We start from the raw sequence: 13,748 nt of genomic DNA, 5'->3' as shown, positions 1-13,748 counted from the left end.
CAACGACAGCGCCCGGCCCCTCACGGTGAGGAAGCCGGGCGCCGGCACTACGGCTGTGTAGACAGCTCCTGCGCCTCGATCAGTCGCACCTCCGCGTACGCCGCGAGGAACATCTGGCCTGCAGGACCGAGCCCTTCGTGCCAGTCCCACGCCTCGGGCCCGCCCTGGACGACTGCGTAGCCGAGCATCGCCAGCGCGTCGTACCGCTCGCCGAGGCCCGGCGGCTCCGTGGCGCCAGGCCACGTCACCGCGAGGGGCGACAGCTCCAGCTCCGGGCGCACGATCTTCACGATCCAGCCTTCCTCGGCCGACCAGCCGAGCACGGCCCGCATCACCTGCTTCCCCTGCCGAACGATCCCAGCACGAGCTGGACGTCCCCGCCCATGTGTCCGATCTTGCTGCGCAGGATCCCGATGAGGGCGTCGCCCATCGGCCCGTCGAGCTCCACTCGGTGCGTCCTCGTGCTCGATTTGGCTTCCGCAACCGGAGTACCCGCGCCCGCGTAGGGCGTGATCGGCGCCGGAGTTGATACGAGGCTGTCCACCGACGCGCCTGCAATCGGCAGGCCACCGAAGCGGGACGCCGCCAGACCCTGCACGCTCGCGAGGGCCGACTGCACTCCCGGGGCGCCCGCTTCGATGCCCTTGCGCCAGTCGGTCATCATCGCGAGGCCCGAGTAGGTGGTGTAGCCGCGCCCGGAGAACGGGCCCTTCTTCGCGGGCGAGAACGGGAAGTAGTCCCGGGCCGCCGAGACGACGGACGAGGCAGCGTTCCGGACGCTCCCGAGCATGTTCTTGATGCCGTTGATGAACCCCTGGATCAGTGCCCGTCCGGCCCCGAGCAGGACGTTTCCGAGGTTGCCGAGCGCGGACTTGACCCTGCCGGGGATCCCCTTCACCCAGTTGATCAGCTCGGTTGCCTTGTTGATCGTGGCCGTCTTCATTGCCGACCAGTGCTTGATCAGCAGGCCGAGCGCGGTCCAGTTGAGGAACGCGTTGTAAATCCAACCTGGGATCTTGCGGATCCACGCCATGATCGCGTCCCACGCGGCGCTCGTCTTCGCCCTGATCGTCGCCCAATGCTTGATGATCAGGCCGATGAGGGTGAAGTTCATGAACGCGCTGATCATCATGTCCTTGGCCCACACGAGCTTCTGGACGATCCAGTCCCAGACGGCCAGCGTGGCCGCCTTGATCTGATCCCAATACAGAACGATCAGCGCGACCAGGGCGATCACCGCGAGGATGATCCAGCCGATCGGGCCCATCGCGATCAGCCACTGCGCCGCCATCGTGGCCGCCCACACCACCGCGCGCGCCGCCATCATCACGAACTGCGCGACCGTCACCGCGGCGACGCGGATCATCTGCACCAGCCACGTCGCCGCCATCCGCGCCGCGGACGCCGCCCACACTGCGGCCGTGCGTGCCGCGTTCGCCGTGGCGGACGCAGCGATCCGCAGCTGGGCCCCAACCGCCGTCGCCGCAGTAGTCACCCACGTGCGCGCCAGAGTGACGAGACGGGTCCCCATCAGCCTCGACGCAGCACCCGCAATCGCAACGCCCGCGCTGTACAGCTTGAGCGCGACGACCAGGCCGAGGATGCCGCCACCGATTCCGTGCAGCACGGACGGAGAGACCCCCTCCGTCATCTCCCGGAGCTTCTCCGCAGCCTGCGCCGCGAGAGCCACGAGCGGCTCCAGGGCGGCCACGAAGCCCGCAAGAATCGGACCGCCGAGTTCGGCCAAGGATCCGATCAGCGAGCCGACAACCGGCAGCAGGGAGCCGACCGCGTCCAGGAACGGGCCAAGCCCGGCAGCTGCACCTCCAGCGCCGCCGGAGATCCCTTCGAAGAACCCGCCGAGCCCGGCGCCGATGGAGCCGAGCCCGGAGGCCAGAGCCTCGATGACGGGCTGCGCCGACTCGATCGCGGCCACGAACCCGGGCATCAGTCCGGTGGCGAACTTCCCGATCCCGTCGACCAACGGGCCGATCATGGGGGCGACCGCGGCGAATGCGGCACCGATGTGCGGGGCGATCTCGTCGAAGATCTTCCGGAGCTGCGCCGCAGCCTGAACGAACGGCTTCACCAGAGGCTGCGCCAGCTTGGTCAGCTCACCCTTGACATGCTCGGCGAGCCCGGAGAACGCCCCCGCGACTTCCTTGTTCGAGGCGAGGATCGCGGCTCCGCCCGCGATGACTGCGAGGGGCAGAGCAGCGAGGGCGCCGGCCGCGCCGACAGCTGCAAGGGAAGAGACCGCAGCCATCACCATGGCGGCCTTGCCGACGCTGCGGAGCGCGGAGATCGCGCCGCGTGCGCCGTTGCCGATGCCGAAGGAGAGGCTGCGGCCCATGGCATCGCTGTCGCGGACAAACCGGCCGTGGAGGTCGCGCAGCTGGCCGTTGACGTCGCGGGTGAGGCCGCGCATCCGCAGCTCGGCGCGGTTCAGGGCGCGGGTGAACGGAGCATCGTCCGCCCGAAGTCCGGCGACCAGCTCACCGAGGTTGAGAGCCACGTTCCGGCTCCCTTCTGGTCGCCTGAGGCAACCTGTAAGGCTGAAGAAAGCCCGCCCCCGGACGGGGACGGGCGGCCGGTCAGCGGCGCGGGCGCTCGATGACTCCGGGGCGGACCATGCGGCCGTTGTCGCCCGGCTGCGCCCCGGGGTCGTCCGCGATCAGCGGCCAGTCGTAGGCCTCGGTCGGCTTCGGCAGCGGCGTGAAATCCTGCCTCTCGAAACCGCGGTACTCCCCGCCCCCGCCGAGCGTCGTACGCAGCTTGCGGACCTCCTCCAGGTAGCCCTTCTGGTCGAGGTGCAGCTGCGTCCAGTCCCGGAGGATCGTCTCGTCGGACACGTCGAGGGCGTAAGTGAGGACTGCGCGCCTCATCGGCCGGTTGTCGAAGCGCTCCGCCTCGGCGAGCAGCAGGTGACGGCCCGCCCGGCTGGCGTTCTGCACGCGCTCCCACGCGTCGACGAAGGCCTGCATCAGGACCGCGCGGTCGGCCTCGCTCGCGTCGGACGGGATACCGGGCCCCGCGGGCACGAGACCCTCCAGGTACTCCAGGCGCTCGCGGCGGCGGTCGCCGAGCCTGCTGTAAGCGTCGGTGGTCTCCGTGATGTGCGTGTCGTACAGGCCCGCGATCTGCTCTGCCTTCGAGCGCGCGGAGGCGTTGTGGTTGCTGCGGATCGCGCCGGCCTTCTCAACGAACGTCGTCTTCGAGGCGCGCGCGGCGAGGTGGTCAACGTCCTCGTTCGGGTGCGGCAGAGGTGCGGGAATGGCCATGATCAGGCGTCCTTCTGCATCAGGGCGGTGAGGTTGACCGCGCCGTTGGTGGTGACGAACTCGTCGGCAGGGCGCAGCTGGGTGCCACCCGCGAAGCGACGCGCGCTGTCGTCGTACGCCGCGAGGACGCGGTAGAGGGTGGCGCCGATGAACGCCCCGGCATTCAGCGGGTGGTACGCCTTCGGGTTGCCCGAGCCGTCGGGGAGGTACAGGCCATCGGTCAGGAGGCGGTAGGCGCGGGTGCCGTAGTTCGCGGTGTCCGCGGGGTTGTGCGGGCCCGCGGTGGCCATCTGCCGGCGCCAGTAGGCGACGCGGGTGTTGTGGGCGGCGGTGGCGTCCAGGAAGTTGCGGAGCGCAGTCTCCAGGGCGTCCCGCTTGGTGACGAGGTCTGTGGTGCGGGCGGTGCCCATGTCGGTGGGGAGGTTGTCGCGGATGTCGTTCGCCGCGGCGAGTTCCTGAGCGGTGGCCATGGTCAGGTGTCCTTTCTGGGGGTCTGTGCGTGGCGCTCGGCGTCGACAAGCTCGGCGCGGGTCTGCTCGGCGTCGGCTCGCAGGGCGACAATCTGCGCTGTGGGGAGGAACTCGGGGTCCTCGCGGAGGATGTCCTCGGCGGTACGCAGCCGTTGGCCGGCGGTGAACGCCTTGTCCCGTGCCGCGGCGAGGGGATCGGACGCGCCCGGGGTGGTCTGGTCGGTCATCGGCGGGTCCTCCGCAGGTTGGCGAGCCGGTCGGCGTCCTCCGGCGCCCAACGGCCGTGTGCCACGCGCGTGATGCCCGCGGCGGCGGCCAGGCGCCTCGCATGGAATCCCGTCACCCCGAGGCGTGCAGCGAGAGCCCCGGTGGTGACGAGGTCCGTACGGTCCGGATCGTCGCGCGATGTGCGTTTCACCTGCTCGGAATCGCACATGTGGCCGTACGCGGAGGACCGCAACGCGTCCATGGCGGCGGCGACTTCAGGCCGGACGTGGCCGCCGTCCGCGCGGTGGCGGGCCAAGAGCTTCCGCAGGGGCTCCCACAGGGCGTAGGCGACCGACGGGGGGAGGTAGACCCCGCCGTCGTCGAGAACGGCCGGAGGGGGCGCCTGCGGGGGTTCAGGCGATGCCGTCACCGTCGGGTCCGTCCTGTACGGCCTGACGGCTCGCCAGGGACACGACGACAGGCTTCGGATCGGTGAGGAGCACGCGCAGGATGAACGGCCAGTCGGCGGGCCAGAAGCTATGCGCTTCACGGCCGGCCTCCCGGTGGAGGTCCACCTGCGGGAGGGGCTTGCGGCGGCCCATACGCAGCCACAGGAAGATCACACGGGGCCCGCGCACGAGCATCAGTGACGGGTCGTGGCTCCGCTGATTCTCGCGCTGCGGGTAGAAGACCGTGTACTTGTGCTTCCGGGCTTCGTTGGCGACGCGCTCGTTCCACTCGGACTGTGCGGGCTGGAGTCTCATGGTGCCTCTGATCAGGGGTGATGGTGTTCCCACGCGCGCACGTGATGACGCGTAGGTGAGCGGAACCGGATGCTGGCGGCTCAGCGGCGGAAGGTGTCGGGGATGTGCTTGGCGGCGGCTCGTGCGGCGTCGGGGGCTGCGGAGAGGGTGCCGTTGAGGACGGGGCATCCGTCGTCGTGGTGGACGACGAGGTGCACGATGCCGAGGTCGTCGGTGCGGGTGCTGGTGTCGCTGTTGCAGTGGCCGCACTGGTAGGTGGTGGCGAGGGTGTGGGGGTCGATGTCGCCGATGAGGTAGTCGGTCCGGGTGGGTTCCATTGGGTCCTCCGGTTCTTTTACTTTTTTGACGGTGTTCCGGGGGTGGCAGGTGTGGCCACTGGCACCCCTGTCACCTACAGAGCGTGAGGAAAGTGGTTACCTTAAGTAATAAGTAGTTGAAAAATGGCCTTTATAGGGAGGGCGTGAATCAACGCCCGAAACTCGGGAGGCAGTGAAAAAAGCGAAAGAACTCATTGCGGCGGCTCCAGCACCTTTGGGTGGACCACGAACCGCGGTGCAGGCTTCCGCCCGGTCCGCCCCTGCCGCTCGGGCGCCGGGAGCCACCGGATCCAGCCGTGGCGCTCCAGCATGTCGAGAGCGTTCTGAACGTCGCCTGTCTCCTGGCACCAGCTCTGGCCGTGCACGCCGCTGTTGACGTCCGAGACCTTGAGCGGGCCCTCGGGATGCTTCTTGCGCAACCAGTCGAGTACGGCGCGGGCCGGTCCGAGTCTCGACTCCTTCTCGGCAGACATCAGGTCTACGACCAAGCGGGCGTGTGTGAGCAGGTACGGCACCAGGGCCACGGTGTTGGTCATGGTCTCGCCGGACACCGTCATGCAGTCCGGGGCATCGAAGAGGGTCATGATCGCGGCGAGACGCAGTAGTTGCCCCGGCAGCTTCTTCGACCAGCCCTCCACAGAGGTGAGGTCGCCCGGCACGAGGTGGCGGCGCTCCCAGTCCACCCAGAACGCTTTGAACACGGCCTGGGCGTCCTCGTCGAGGGTCATTTCCCGAACCTCGGAGTCGTCCCACACTGCCCGGATCATTCGGGCGAGGCCGTCGGCGTAACGGCGGCGCACGTCCCCCGGGATCGGCACGGTGTCGTAGGTGCGCTGGCCGACCATCGACAGCGGCACGGAGAAGATGAACCGGCCGGTGAACCCGCGGGACTCGAACACCTCGGCCATGTCCCCGAGGCCGGCCAGCATGCCGGGCTGCACCGCGAGCGCGAGCGTCAGGCTCGGCCGGGTCAGGAACAGCGGCGGGCCGTTCTTCCGGTTCACGGTGTGCGGCTCGTGGGACCAGGCCTTGAGGACGATCTCCAGGTTCGGTTGGTTCGAGTAGCGGCCGCCGATGTTGCCGAGGAACCCGCCCTCCGCGCTGATCACGGCGAGGCGTTCACCCTGCTCTCCCATCACTCCGGCGGCGGCCTCGGGGGTGGTGTCGTCCGCGAGCATCTGCGTGGGCACCTTCGGTTCCCCGAGGTCCTCCAGCTCGGAGCGCACGGCTGCGAGGTCCTCGCGGGCCTTCGTACGGGTGACGGCATTCGATGCCTTGACGACCTTCGCCTCGGCCGCGGTGAGGCAGGCCTCGGCGATCCGGCGGTCCTGCTGGTCGCGCGCGACCGCGAACCGGTCCTCGGCCATGCGCCGCTGCTCCTCCTCCGCGATCGGCGCGACCATGGCCGCGCGCGAGGGCGACTTCTTCTCGCCCGGCGCGGCGACCGTCATGCAGTACAAGGTGACCGGCTCCGACCAGTCGGGCTTGGGGCTCACGGTCCGCCGGCCGCCGATCGCTGCCGACGCGGCGGCCATGCCGAACCAGGCCGGGATGTCCACGGGCACCTGGAGGGAATCGGCGACGGCCTGCGCCATCTCTCCGATACCGCCGAGGAGCTTCACGTCCAGGGCCGGGGGTGGCGGCGGTGTGAGGCGTACGGGCTCGTCCCACTCGCTACTGTCCTGGCGATCGACGGCTTCGCGGATCGCCGCTCGCGCGGCCTCCGGGTCGTCGGCCAACTGGCTCAATCCGTGCCGGATCTCGGCTGCCGTCTGCTGCTGGGCTCTCAGTTCACGCAGTTTCTCGGCGTGCATGCTGGCGTCGTCGCCGACGGCAAACTCACCGATCTGGCTTAGCGCGACCGGTCCGCCGATGGAGTCCAGGACGGATTTCGGGAGGGCTGCTTGCAGCGTGCGGTAGTCAGTGGGCTCGCCCTTGGAGATTCGCTCGGCAAGGACGTCCCAGAGCACTTTCGTGCGCTTGTGCCGGATCATGTCCGGCTCGATCCTCGCGGCGAGTCCTTCGAAGCGTTCGCGGCTGAGCAACACAGTCCCGACCACAGCGAGTTCGTAGGCTTCGCTCTCGTCTTCTGGAGTGATCAACGGTGCTCGTCCTCCGGGGACTCGTCGCGGGCCGTGATCTCGGCTTCGGCCTGCGCGAGTGCGTGGTGCGTGATCCGGCGCGCGGCGGCGCGCACGGTGTTCGGGCTGGGCTGCTGCGCGAGGTGCGTACGGATGGCGGCGCGGAGCTGGTCCCAGGTGGTGCTGTCGTTCACGGGGGAGGGCCCCGCGCCGTGTGGCGCGGGGCTTCCCTCGGCGGTGCGGGTGTTCATCAGCTGCGGGCCTCGTCGATGGCGCGGGTCCGGCGGCGCTCGGCTTCCTGGTCGAGACGGGCGATCTCGGGGTCACCCTCGAAGTCGCCGGCCCCGGTCTCCTCGGCGAGCGCGATCACGGCTTCAAGCTGGGGGACGAAGCCCTTGATCGCGGCCAGCACCTCGCGGGCCTTGACCGGGGTCAGCTCGCCCATCGTCAGTCCGTACTGCAACCACACCTTCGTGGTGCGCCCGTAGGCCTGCGGCCGGTAGTCAGACATGACGACCTCGACGGCGAGGAACGGCTCGCTGGCGTCCTCGCCGTCGGCGTCGACGCCCCGCAGCTCGGTCTCAGCGGAGGTGGTCCTCCAGGCGCCGAGCCCGTAGTCGAGGGTGAACGTCGACTGCTCGGGGGTGAGGATCGGCTCGCGGTGCTCGCGGGCGGTGTCGGTGTCCGCGAGGAGTGCGGCGACCGCAGGGAACTGCGCGTCGACGGAGCGGCGGACCGCGGCCTTCTCGGCGGCCTCGGTGGTCATCTGCGCGGCCTCTGCGGCGAACGCGGCCCGCCCGGATCGCGCGGTGGCGCTCTGGGGGATGGTGGTCGTACGCTTCACGTGAAGCTCCTTTCGACGGCCGCGCATACGGGTTAGGGCCCGCGCGGCCGTCGCGCTGTTCAGGGATGGATGGTTGGTGCTTCCGGCCCCCGGATCACAGGCGTTGACGCGCCTGCTGGGGGCCGCTTTCATGCGGCGATCGTCTGGGCGTCGAGCCACTTCTCGACGTCGTCCCAGCGGGCACGAAGGTGCCGGCCGACCTTGATGAACTTCGGGCCGCTTCCGCGGGACGACCACTGGTAGACGGTGCCGATCGGAACGCCGCAGTACTCGGCGATCTCCGACGGCTTGGCCAGCGGGCGACGAGCCGCGGACGGCGGGGGCGCGGTGGCACGGGGCATTGACGCCCTCCATGTCCGTTCTGGAATGACTGACATTGCCCAGCATGACGCCCGGCTGGATGGCTGTCAACGCTTGCCTTGCATCGACGCCGTATGTCATTCTCAGCAATGACGAAAGGTGCTCGATGTGAGGCTGGAAGATGCCATCGGCTGGAACATCGCCAAGCTGCGTACACAGCAGGAGCTGTCACAGGCAGACCTAGGCGAGGCTCTTGGCGTGTATCTCGAAAAGCCCTGGAGTCGGCAGGCAGTGCACTCAGCAGAGAAGGGCAAGCGGGCATTTACTGCAGCTGAACTCGTTGCCTTTGCCCTGGTGCTTGAGTGCGACGTCCCGTTCCTTCTGGCGCCTCACGGGCCAGCCCGCGCAGGACGTATCGAACTACCCAACGCGTCAGTGGACGCCATGAGGCTCGCCGAGGTCGTCGCTCCGGAAGCTCCGGAGGATTGGCTCCGTCGCACCAACATCGACTCGCTACGGCAGTTGGTGCCGATGATGACTGGGAGCATCGACACGCTGAGGCTCCTGCAGGTCAGCCTCATGGAACTTCTCAACGATGCTGAGGAGCGCGAATCCCGTGACAACCCGGAAGCCGCTGACCCACTGGTGAAGGAAGAAATGGAGGCGCGCGCGCAGTTGTCCGCAGCTCTGGCGGACGCGCTCGCCCGCGGCACCATCGACAAGCGTCGGATGAAGGCGATCATCGGTTTCCGGGAGAAGACTGAGGAAGTCACACGCCAGGGGGAACCCGCAGATGAGTAGCGTCTACGACCGGTGGCACCTCTCCCGCCCGAAGAAGGGCGCCGAGCCCTGCGCTGAGCACTCCAGCAAGACCCGCACGCTCGTACCCAGCTCGGGCCACGGCAAGGGGAAGCGCTGGCAGGTCCGTTGGCGTGACGCAGCGGGCGAGCAGCAGAAGGAGAACTTCACCAAGCGCAGCCAGGCCGACACCCGTGCGGCCACCGTGCAGGCCGACTTGGACCGCGGTCTCTACGTCGACCCGGCCGCGGGCAAGGAGAGCTTCCGGGCGGTCGCCGAGCGGTGGCGCACCTCTGCCGTTCACCGTGACGGGACCGCGTCCCGCGTCGAACGAGCCCTGCGCCTGCACATTTACCCGACGTTCGGGGACCGGCCGATCGTTACGATCCGCCCCTCGGAGGTGCAGGCCTGGGTCAAGGACCGGTCACAGGTCCTCGCCCCGTCCACGCTCCGGATCACGTTCGCCTACATGGTCACCGTGATGCACACGGCCGTGCGGGACCGGACTATCGCGCTGAACCCGTGCGCCGGCATCAAGCTGCCGGAGGTGCGACGCGTCGAGATTCTGCCCCTGCACGCGGACGCCGTGCGCGCGCTGATCGAGGCGGCCCCGGCCCGGTACCGCGCGATGATCCTGCTCGCCGCGGCCTCCGGCCTCCGGCAGGGCGAGGTGTTCGGCTTGGAGGTCGACTGCATCGACTTCCTGCGCCGCGAAGTGGTGGTGCGGCAGCAGCTCATCACCCCGGACAAGGACACCGACGCCGACCAGGACGAGACTCCGGAGCCGTACCTCGGTGAGCCGAAGACGCACGAGAGCTACCGCACCGTGCCGCTGGCCACCTCGGCAGTCAACGCCCTCGCCGCGCACCTCCAGCAGCACCCAGCGGTCACGGTGGACATCGAGGACCGCACCGACCCGCGGAAGCCGAAGCAGCGCCAGGCGCAGATGCTGTTCACCAGCGACCGCAGCGAGGTGCTCCGGCGCGCGAACTGGTCGTACGTGTGGGGGCGCATGGAGGAGCGGGCGAACGAGGCCCTGGCCAAGGCCTACGCGGAGGCGTACGCGGCATGGGTCCAGCGGGGCCGGCCGGAAGGGCAGGAGCCTGCTCCCGTCCGCGTCCCGGACGGGGCGAGCATGCACGACCTGCGCCACTTCTACGCCTCGGCGCTGATCAAGAACCGCGAGAGCGTGAAGACGGTTCAGCGGCGGCTCGGTCACTCGAAGCCGTCGATCACGCTCGACATCTACACCCACCTCTGGCCGGATGACGAGGACACGACGCGGGCGGCCGTTGAGGCGGTCCTCGGTGATGTGCCCGCGTTGTGCCCTCCGGCCGCAGCTATTTCGGATTAGTGCAGCTCAGAGCGTTCGGTTAGCGGTAGTTGACGAACTGCAGCGCGAAGTCGAAGTCCTTGCCCTTGAGCAGGGCCTGCACGGCCTGCAGGTCGTCACGGCTCTTCGAGCTGACCCGCAGCTCGTCGCCCTGCACCTGCGCCTTCACGCCCTTCGGGCCCTCGTCGCGAATGATCTTCGCGACCTTCTTCGCGTTGTCCTGGGAGATGCCCTCCTCGATCGAAGAGAAGATCTTGTACTCCTTGCCGGAGAGCTGCGGCTCACCGGCGTCCAGCGCCTTCAGCGAGATACCGCGCTTGATCAGCTTGGTCTCGAACACGTCGAGGATGGCCTTGACCCGCTCCTCGGAGTTCGCCTCCATGAGGATCTTCTCGCCGGACCAGGAGATGGAGGCGCCCACGTTCTTGAAGTCGTAGCGCTGCGAGATCTCCTTGGCGGCCTGGTTGAGGGCGTTGTCGACCTCCTGCCGCTCGACCTTCGAGACGATGTCGAAACTGGAGTCGGCCATGTCCTGTGGCTCCTTGTATCGGGGTGCGTAGTGGCGGCCGCCGAACCCGCTCGGTCCCGGGCCGCATCCGCATAAGCCTAGCCACCCCCTCACCTCCGAGCACCGATCAATCGAGTGGCGAAGCACCCCCGAGCATCGGGTATCGTTTACGTCGTTGCCACGGAGCGCCGCCGAAAGACGGTTCGAACGGCAGCAAGCCCGGCGGTGTGCCCGAGCGGCCAAAGGGAGCAGACTGTAAATCTGCCGGCTTAGCCTTCCCAGGTTCGAATCCTGGCGCCGCCACGCTGAGAGAAGAAGCCCTCTCTGAAATGCGAGTACGCATTTTCAGAGAGGGCTTCTTCGTTTTCGGACAGTCCCGAGCCCGGTGGCCGGTGGCCCGTCTGTTCCAGGGCTCCGGACCACGGGAACGCGGAGCGCCCCGGCAGCGGCGCCCGGCGTTCACTTCGTACCCTGGACCCATGTCCTTACGTCGCCGCATCTGCCCCGAGTGCCGTCGCGAGATCGCTGTCGTCGCCGGGCGGTTCGCTCGGCACGACCCGGCGAGGGCCCGGGGAAGCGGGGAACTCGTGTCCTGCCCGGGGTCGCGCAGGCAGGCGCAGCTCGGGGCCTCTCAGCCGGCGCTGGACGGGTACGTCGTGGCGGACTTCCCCGGCCAGCTTCCGCTCTTCTGACCTTGCGATCTTCCCTGACCTTGCAGTCTTCCCTGATCCTGCGGTCTTCCCTGATCCTGCGGTCTTCCGGCTTCTGAGCGGTCGTGCCTGTCGGGCCCGCCCCTCACCGGCGCCCCTCACCGGCGCCGCGCCCCGGCCCGGTCCCGGCCCACCTGCCCGTCAGTTCCCCGCCACCGACTTGACCGCCACCGACACCGGTGTGGAACCGCTGATCAGTTCCAGGGTCAGGCCGGCCGTCGCCGGGGTGTCCACCAGTTCCGCGAGGACCGCGGCGACGTCGTCGCGCGGGACCGGTCCGCGGCCCGTGGCGGCCTCCAGGCGGACGAGGCCCGTGCCCGCGTCGGTCGTCAGCATTCCGGGGCGCAGGATCGTCCAGTCCAGGCCGCGGTGAGCGCGTACGTACGAGTCGGCCTCGCCCTTGGCGCGCAGATACGCGTCGAAGACCTCGTCCCCGGGGTGCTCCGGATCCGCGCCCATGGAGGAGACGACCACATGGCGTCGTACCCCCGCCCGGGCCGCCGCGTCCGCGAAGAGCACCGCGGCTCCCCGGTCCACGGTCTCCTTGCGGGCCGCCCCGCTGTCCGGGCCCGCGCCCGCAGCGAAGATCGCGGCGTCCGCGCCCCGCAGGTGTGCGGAGACCTCCTCCTCCGAAGCCGACTCCAGATCGCACAGCACCGGCTCGGCGCCGGCCGCCCGCAGATCGTCGCCCTGTTCGGCTCGGCGGATGATTCCCGCGACCTCGTCACCGCGCGCGGCGAGCAACCGCTCAAGCCGCAACGCGATCTGACCATGACCTCCAGCGATAACAATGCGCATGTTTCCGACCGTACGCCCGGACGGAGACACTCGCCGCACAACCCTGTGGATAACTCGTGAGTCTCTTGAGAGATCAGTTGTACGAGGGGGACGCCGTCAGGCGTCATAAGGAGACCGTCATCACCGCCACACGCATGAGCCCCGCCATCCGGAAGAGCCCCGTCATACGCAGGACTCTCACCGCGGTCGGCTGCACCACCGCCCTGCTCTCCGGAGTGGCCGCCTGCGGCACGGTGGAGAACCTCACCGCCGGTCAGAAGGTGGACCAGGCCGTCGGGGGGCTCGGCGAAAAGAAGTCACTCGCCTTCGAGTTGGGGCTCGACGCCAAGCCTTCGGCACTCGTGAAGCTGGCCGGAGAGGAGGAGCCCGGCGAGGAGATGCCGCCGGAGCTCGCGAAACTGTTCGCCGGAGTACGGGTCAAGGTGTCCGTCGAGTCGCGCAAGCCGCTCGCCGACTCGGGTGAGAAGGATCTCGTCGGCACGGGTGTGTCGGTCTCGGGGCCCGACGGTGTTCTCGCCGAGTACCGCCTCGTCGGCGACTACACGTACTACCGGGCCGACATGAAGGCGTTCGGCGAGGCGATGGGATTCCCCCTGCCGACCGCCGACGAGCTCCCCGAGAGCGAGAAGGAACTCAAGCCGGTACTTGAGGGCAAGTGGGTCAAGATCGACAACCGCGAACTCGACCGCGCCGCGAAGGACGCCACCGGCAAGGACGGCGGGGACGGCAAGGGCAAGGCCGATCCGGCCGACGAGATCGACAGCAGGACCCAGCAGAAGATCCTCAAGGCCGTGCGCTCGGTCGTCGCCCGCGAGGTCACCTTCAGCGACAAGGGCGGCAGCGACGGCGTCGAACGGGTGGTCGCCAAGGCCTCGTTCCGCGACCTGCTCACAGGCCTCATCGACAAACTGCGGCCGCTGGCCGGCGAACTCCCGGCGGGCGCCGAACTGCCCACCGACAAGGACTTGAAGGACGTTCCGGACAAGAAGGTCGCCGTCGACTTCTCCCTGAAGAACGGTGACCTGACCCGGGTCTCCGTCGACCTCGCCACCCTGGCGGACGACCCGAAGGGCGCCAAGGTCCCGCTGGTCGTCAAGTTCGGTGAAGCCGGCGACATCAGCGCCCCGTCCGGCGCCACGAAACTGCCCGCGGGAGAGTTCGGCGGTCCGGGCAACCCGTTCACCAGCGGTCTGCTGGGCGGCTTCTGACACTCTGTTCGCCCGGCCACCGCACGCGCCACAACAACACTCCGTTCGCCGGCCACCGCACGCGCCACAGCAACAGACGCACGCACGCGTGGAGGCCGACGACCTCCACGCGTGCGTGCCGCGCACCTG

18 protein-coding genes and 1 tRNA gene are annotated in these 13,748 nt (G+C 68.9%); 5 read left to right on the top strand and 14 right to left on the bottom strand.

Annotation, left to right across the window (positions count from 1 at the left end; translation table 11 throughout):
- Positions 1-47: 47 nt before the first annotated feature.
- From ACIOKD_RS16615 to ACIOKD_RS16560, 12 genes are all read right to left on the bottom strand, one after another.
- A complete protein-coding gene (locus ACIOKD_RS16615; RefSeq protein WP_402083883.1) occupies positions 48-332 on the bottom strand; it encodes a DUF6303 family protein in 285 nt (94 codons plus the stop codon).
- Positions 332-2,515 (bottom strand): hypothetical protein, encoded by a 2,184-nt coding sequence (locus ACIOKD_RS16610; RefSeq protein WP_402083880.1) that lies wholly within the window; start codon positions 2,513-2,515, stop codon positions 332-334. The genes ACIOKD_RS16615 and ACIOKD_RS16610 overlap by 1 nt, the downstream gene beginning before the upstream one ends.
- Before the next feature lie 79 nt (positions 2,516-2,594).
- Complete coding sequence (locus ACIOKD_RS16605; RefSeq protein WP_402083877.1) at positions 2,595-3,281, bottom strand: hypothetical protein; 687 nt, start codon at positions 3,279-3,281, stop codon at positions 2,595-2,597.
- A 2-nt stretch (positions 3,282-3,283) separates the two neighbouring features.
- Positions 3,284-3,751, bottom strand: a complete 468-nt coding sequence (locus ACIOKD_RS16600; protein WP_402083874.1) for a hypothetical protein — start codon at positions 3,749-3,751, stop codon at positions 3,284-3,286.
- A 2-nt stretch (positions 3,752-3,753) separates the two neighbouring features.
- Positions 3,754-3,978 carry a hypothetical protein gene (locus ACIOKD_RS16595; RefSeq protein WP_402083871.1) on the bottom strand — a complete coding sequence of 75 codons (225 nt, stop codon included), beginning with the start codon at positions 3,976-3,978 and terminating at the stop codon, positions 3,754-3,756.
- Entirely contained in the window at positions 3,975-4,388 is a 414-nt protein-coding gene (locus tag ACIOKD_RS16590; RefSeq protein ID WP_402083869.1) for a hypothetical protein, read from the bottom strand. Before ACIOKD_RS16590 ends, ACIOKD_RS16595 begins: the two co-directional genes overlap by 4 nt.
- Positions 4,372-4,722, bottom strand: a complete 351-nt coding sequence (locus tag ACIOKD_RS16585) for a hypothetical protein (protein ID WP_402083866.1) — start codon at positions 4,720-4,722, stop codon at positions 4,372-4,374. The genes ACIOKD_RS16590 and ACIOKD_RS16585 overlap by 17 nt, the downstream gene beginning before the upstream one ends.
- Before the next feature lie 80 nt (positions 4,723-4,802).
- Positions 4,803-5,039, bottom strand: coding sequence for a hypothetical protein (locus ACIOKD_RS16580; RefSeq protein WP_402083864.1), 237 nt, complete (start codon positions 5,037-5,039; stop codon positions 4,803-4,805).
- 191 nt (positions 5,040-5,230) lie between these two features.
- Positions 5,231-7,141 carry a YfjI family protein gene (locus tag ACIOKD_RS16575; protein ID WP_402083861.1) on the bottom strand — a complete coding sequence of 637 codons (1,911 nt, stop codon included), beginning with the start codon at positions 7,139-7,141 and terminating at the stop codon, positions 5,231-5,233.
- On the bottom strand, positions 7,138-7,371 hold the full coding sequence (locus tag ACIOKD_RS16570) for a hypothetical protein (RefSeq protein WP_402083859.1): 234 nt from the start codon (positions 7,369-7,371) through the stop codon (positions 7,138-7,140). The genes ACIOKD_RS16575 and ACIOKD_RS16570 overlap by 4 nt, the downstream gene beginning before the upstream one ends.
- Positions 7,371-7,964 carry a hypothetical protein gene (locus ACIOKD_RS16565; protein WP_402083856.1) on the bottom strand — a complete coding sequence of 198 codons (594 nt, stop codon included), beginning with the start codon at positions 7,962-7,964 and terminating at the stop codon, positions 7,371-7,373. The genes ACIOKD_RS16570 and ACIOKD_RS16565 overlap by 1 nt, the downstream gene beginning before the upstream one ends.
- Before the next feature lie 128 nt (positions 7,965-8,092).
- Entirely contained in the window at positions 8,093-8,305 is a 213-nt protein-coding gene (locus ACIOKD_RS16560; protein ID WP_402083853.1) for a helix-turn-helix transcriptional regulator, read from the bottom strand.
- A gap of 127 nt (positions 8,306-8,432) precedes the next feature.
- Between ACIOKD_RS16560 and ACIOKD_RS16555 the strand changes: the two genes are divergently transcribed.
- Together ACIOKD_RS16555 and ACIOKD_RS16550 are read left to right on the top strand one after the other, a co-directional pair.
- Positions 8,433-9,065 (top strand): helix-turn-helix transcriptional regulator, encoded by a 633-nt coding sequence (locus ACIOKD_RS16555; protein ID WP_402083851.1) that lies wholly within the window; start codon positions 8,433-8,435, stop codon positions 9,063-9,065.
- A complete protein-coding gene (locus tag ACIOKD_RS16550; RefSeq protein ID WP_402083849.1) occupies positions 9,058-10,416 on the top strand; it encodes a tyrosine-type recombinase/integrase in 1,359 nt (452 codons plus the stop codon). Before ACIOKD_RS16555 ends, ACIOKD_RS16550 begins: the two co-directional genes overlap by 8 nt.
- Positions 10,417-10,435: 19 nt before the next feature.
- On the opposite strand, the gene ACIOKD_RS16545 is transcribed toward ACIOKD_RS16550, so the two are convergent.
- Positions 10,436-10,924, bottom strand: coding sequence for a YajQ family cyclic di-GMP-binding protein (locus ACIOKD_RS16545; protein WP_107020968.1), 489 nt, complete (start codon positions 10,922-10,924; stop codon positions 10,436-10,438).
- A 200-nt stretch (positions 10,925-11,124) separates the two neighbouring features.
- Here ACIOKD_RS16545 and ACIOKD_RS16540 point away from each other — a divergent pair.
- Together ACIOKD_RS16540 and ACIOKD_RS16535 are read left to right on the top strand one after the other, a co-directional pair.
- Positions 11,125-11,206 (top strand) — tRNA-Tyr (locus ACIOKD_RS16540).
- Positions 11,207-11,382: 176 nt separating this feature from the next.
- Positions 11,383-11,595 carry a hypothetical protein gene (locus ACIOKD_RS16535; protein ID WP_402083846.1) on the top strand — a complete coding sequence of 71 codons (213 nt, stop codon included), beginning with the start codon at positions 11,383-11,385 and terminating at the stop codon, positions 11,593-11,595.
- A gap of 159 nt (positions 11,596-11,754) precedes the next feature.
- Here the strand turns inward: ACIOKD_RS16535 and ACIOKD_RS16530 are convergent, their stop codons facing one another.
- Entirely contained in the window at positions 11,755-12,411 is a 657-nt protein-coding gene (locus tag ACIOKD_RS16530) for an NAD(P)H-binding protein (protein ID WP_402083844.1), read from the bottom strand.
- Positions 12,412-12,545: 134 nt separating this feature from the next.
- On the opposite strand from ACIOKD_RS16530, the gene ACIOKD_RS16525 reads away from it, so the two are divergent.
- Positions 12,546-13,619 (top strand): hypothetical protein, encoded by a 1,074-nt coding sequence (locus ACIOKD_RS16525; RefSeq protein ID WP_402083842.1) that lies wholly within the window; start codon positions 12,546-12,548, stop codon positions 13,617-13,619.
- The last annotated feature ends 129 nt before the right edge of the window (positions 13,620-13,748 follow it).

The sequence above is a fragment of the Streptomyces sp. NPDC087844 genome (assembly GCF_044742785.1).
GTDB lineage: Bacteria > Actinomycetota > Actinomycetes > Streptomycetales > Streptomycetaceae > Streptomyces.
This window is presented reverse-complemented; position numbering and strand designations above follow the sequence as displayed.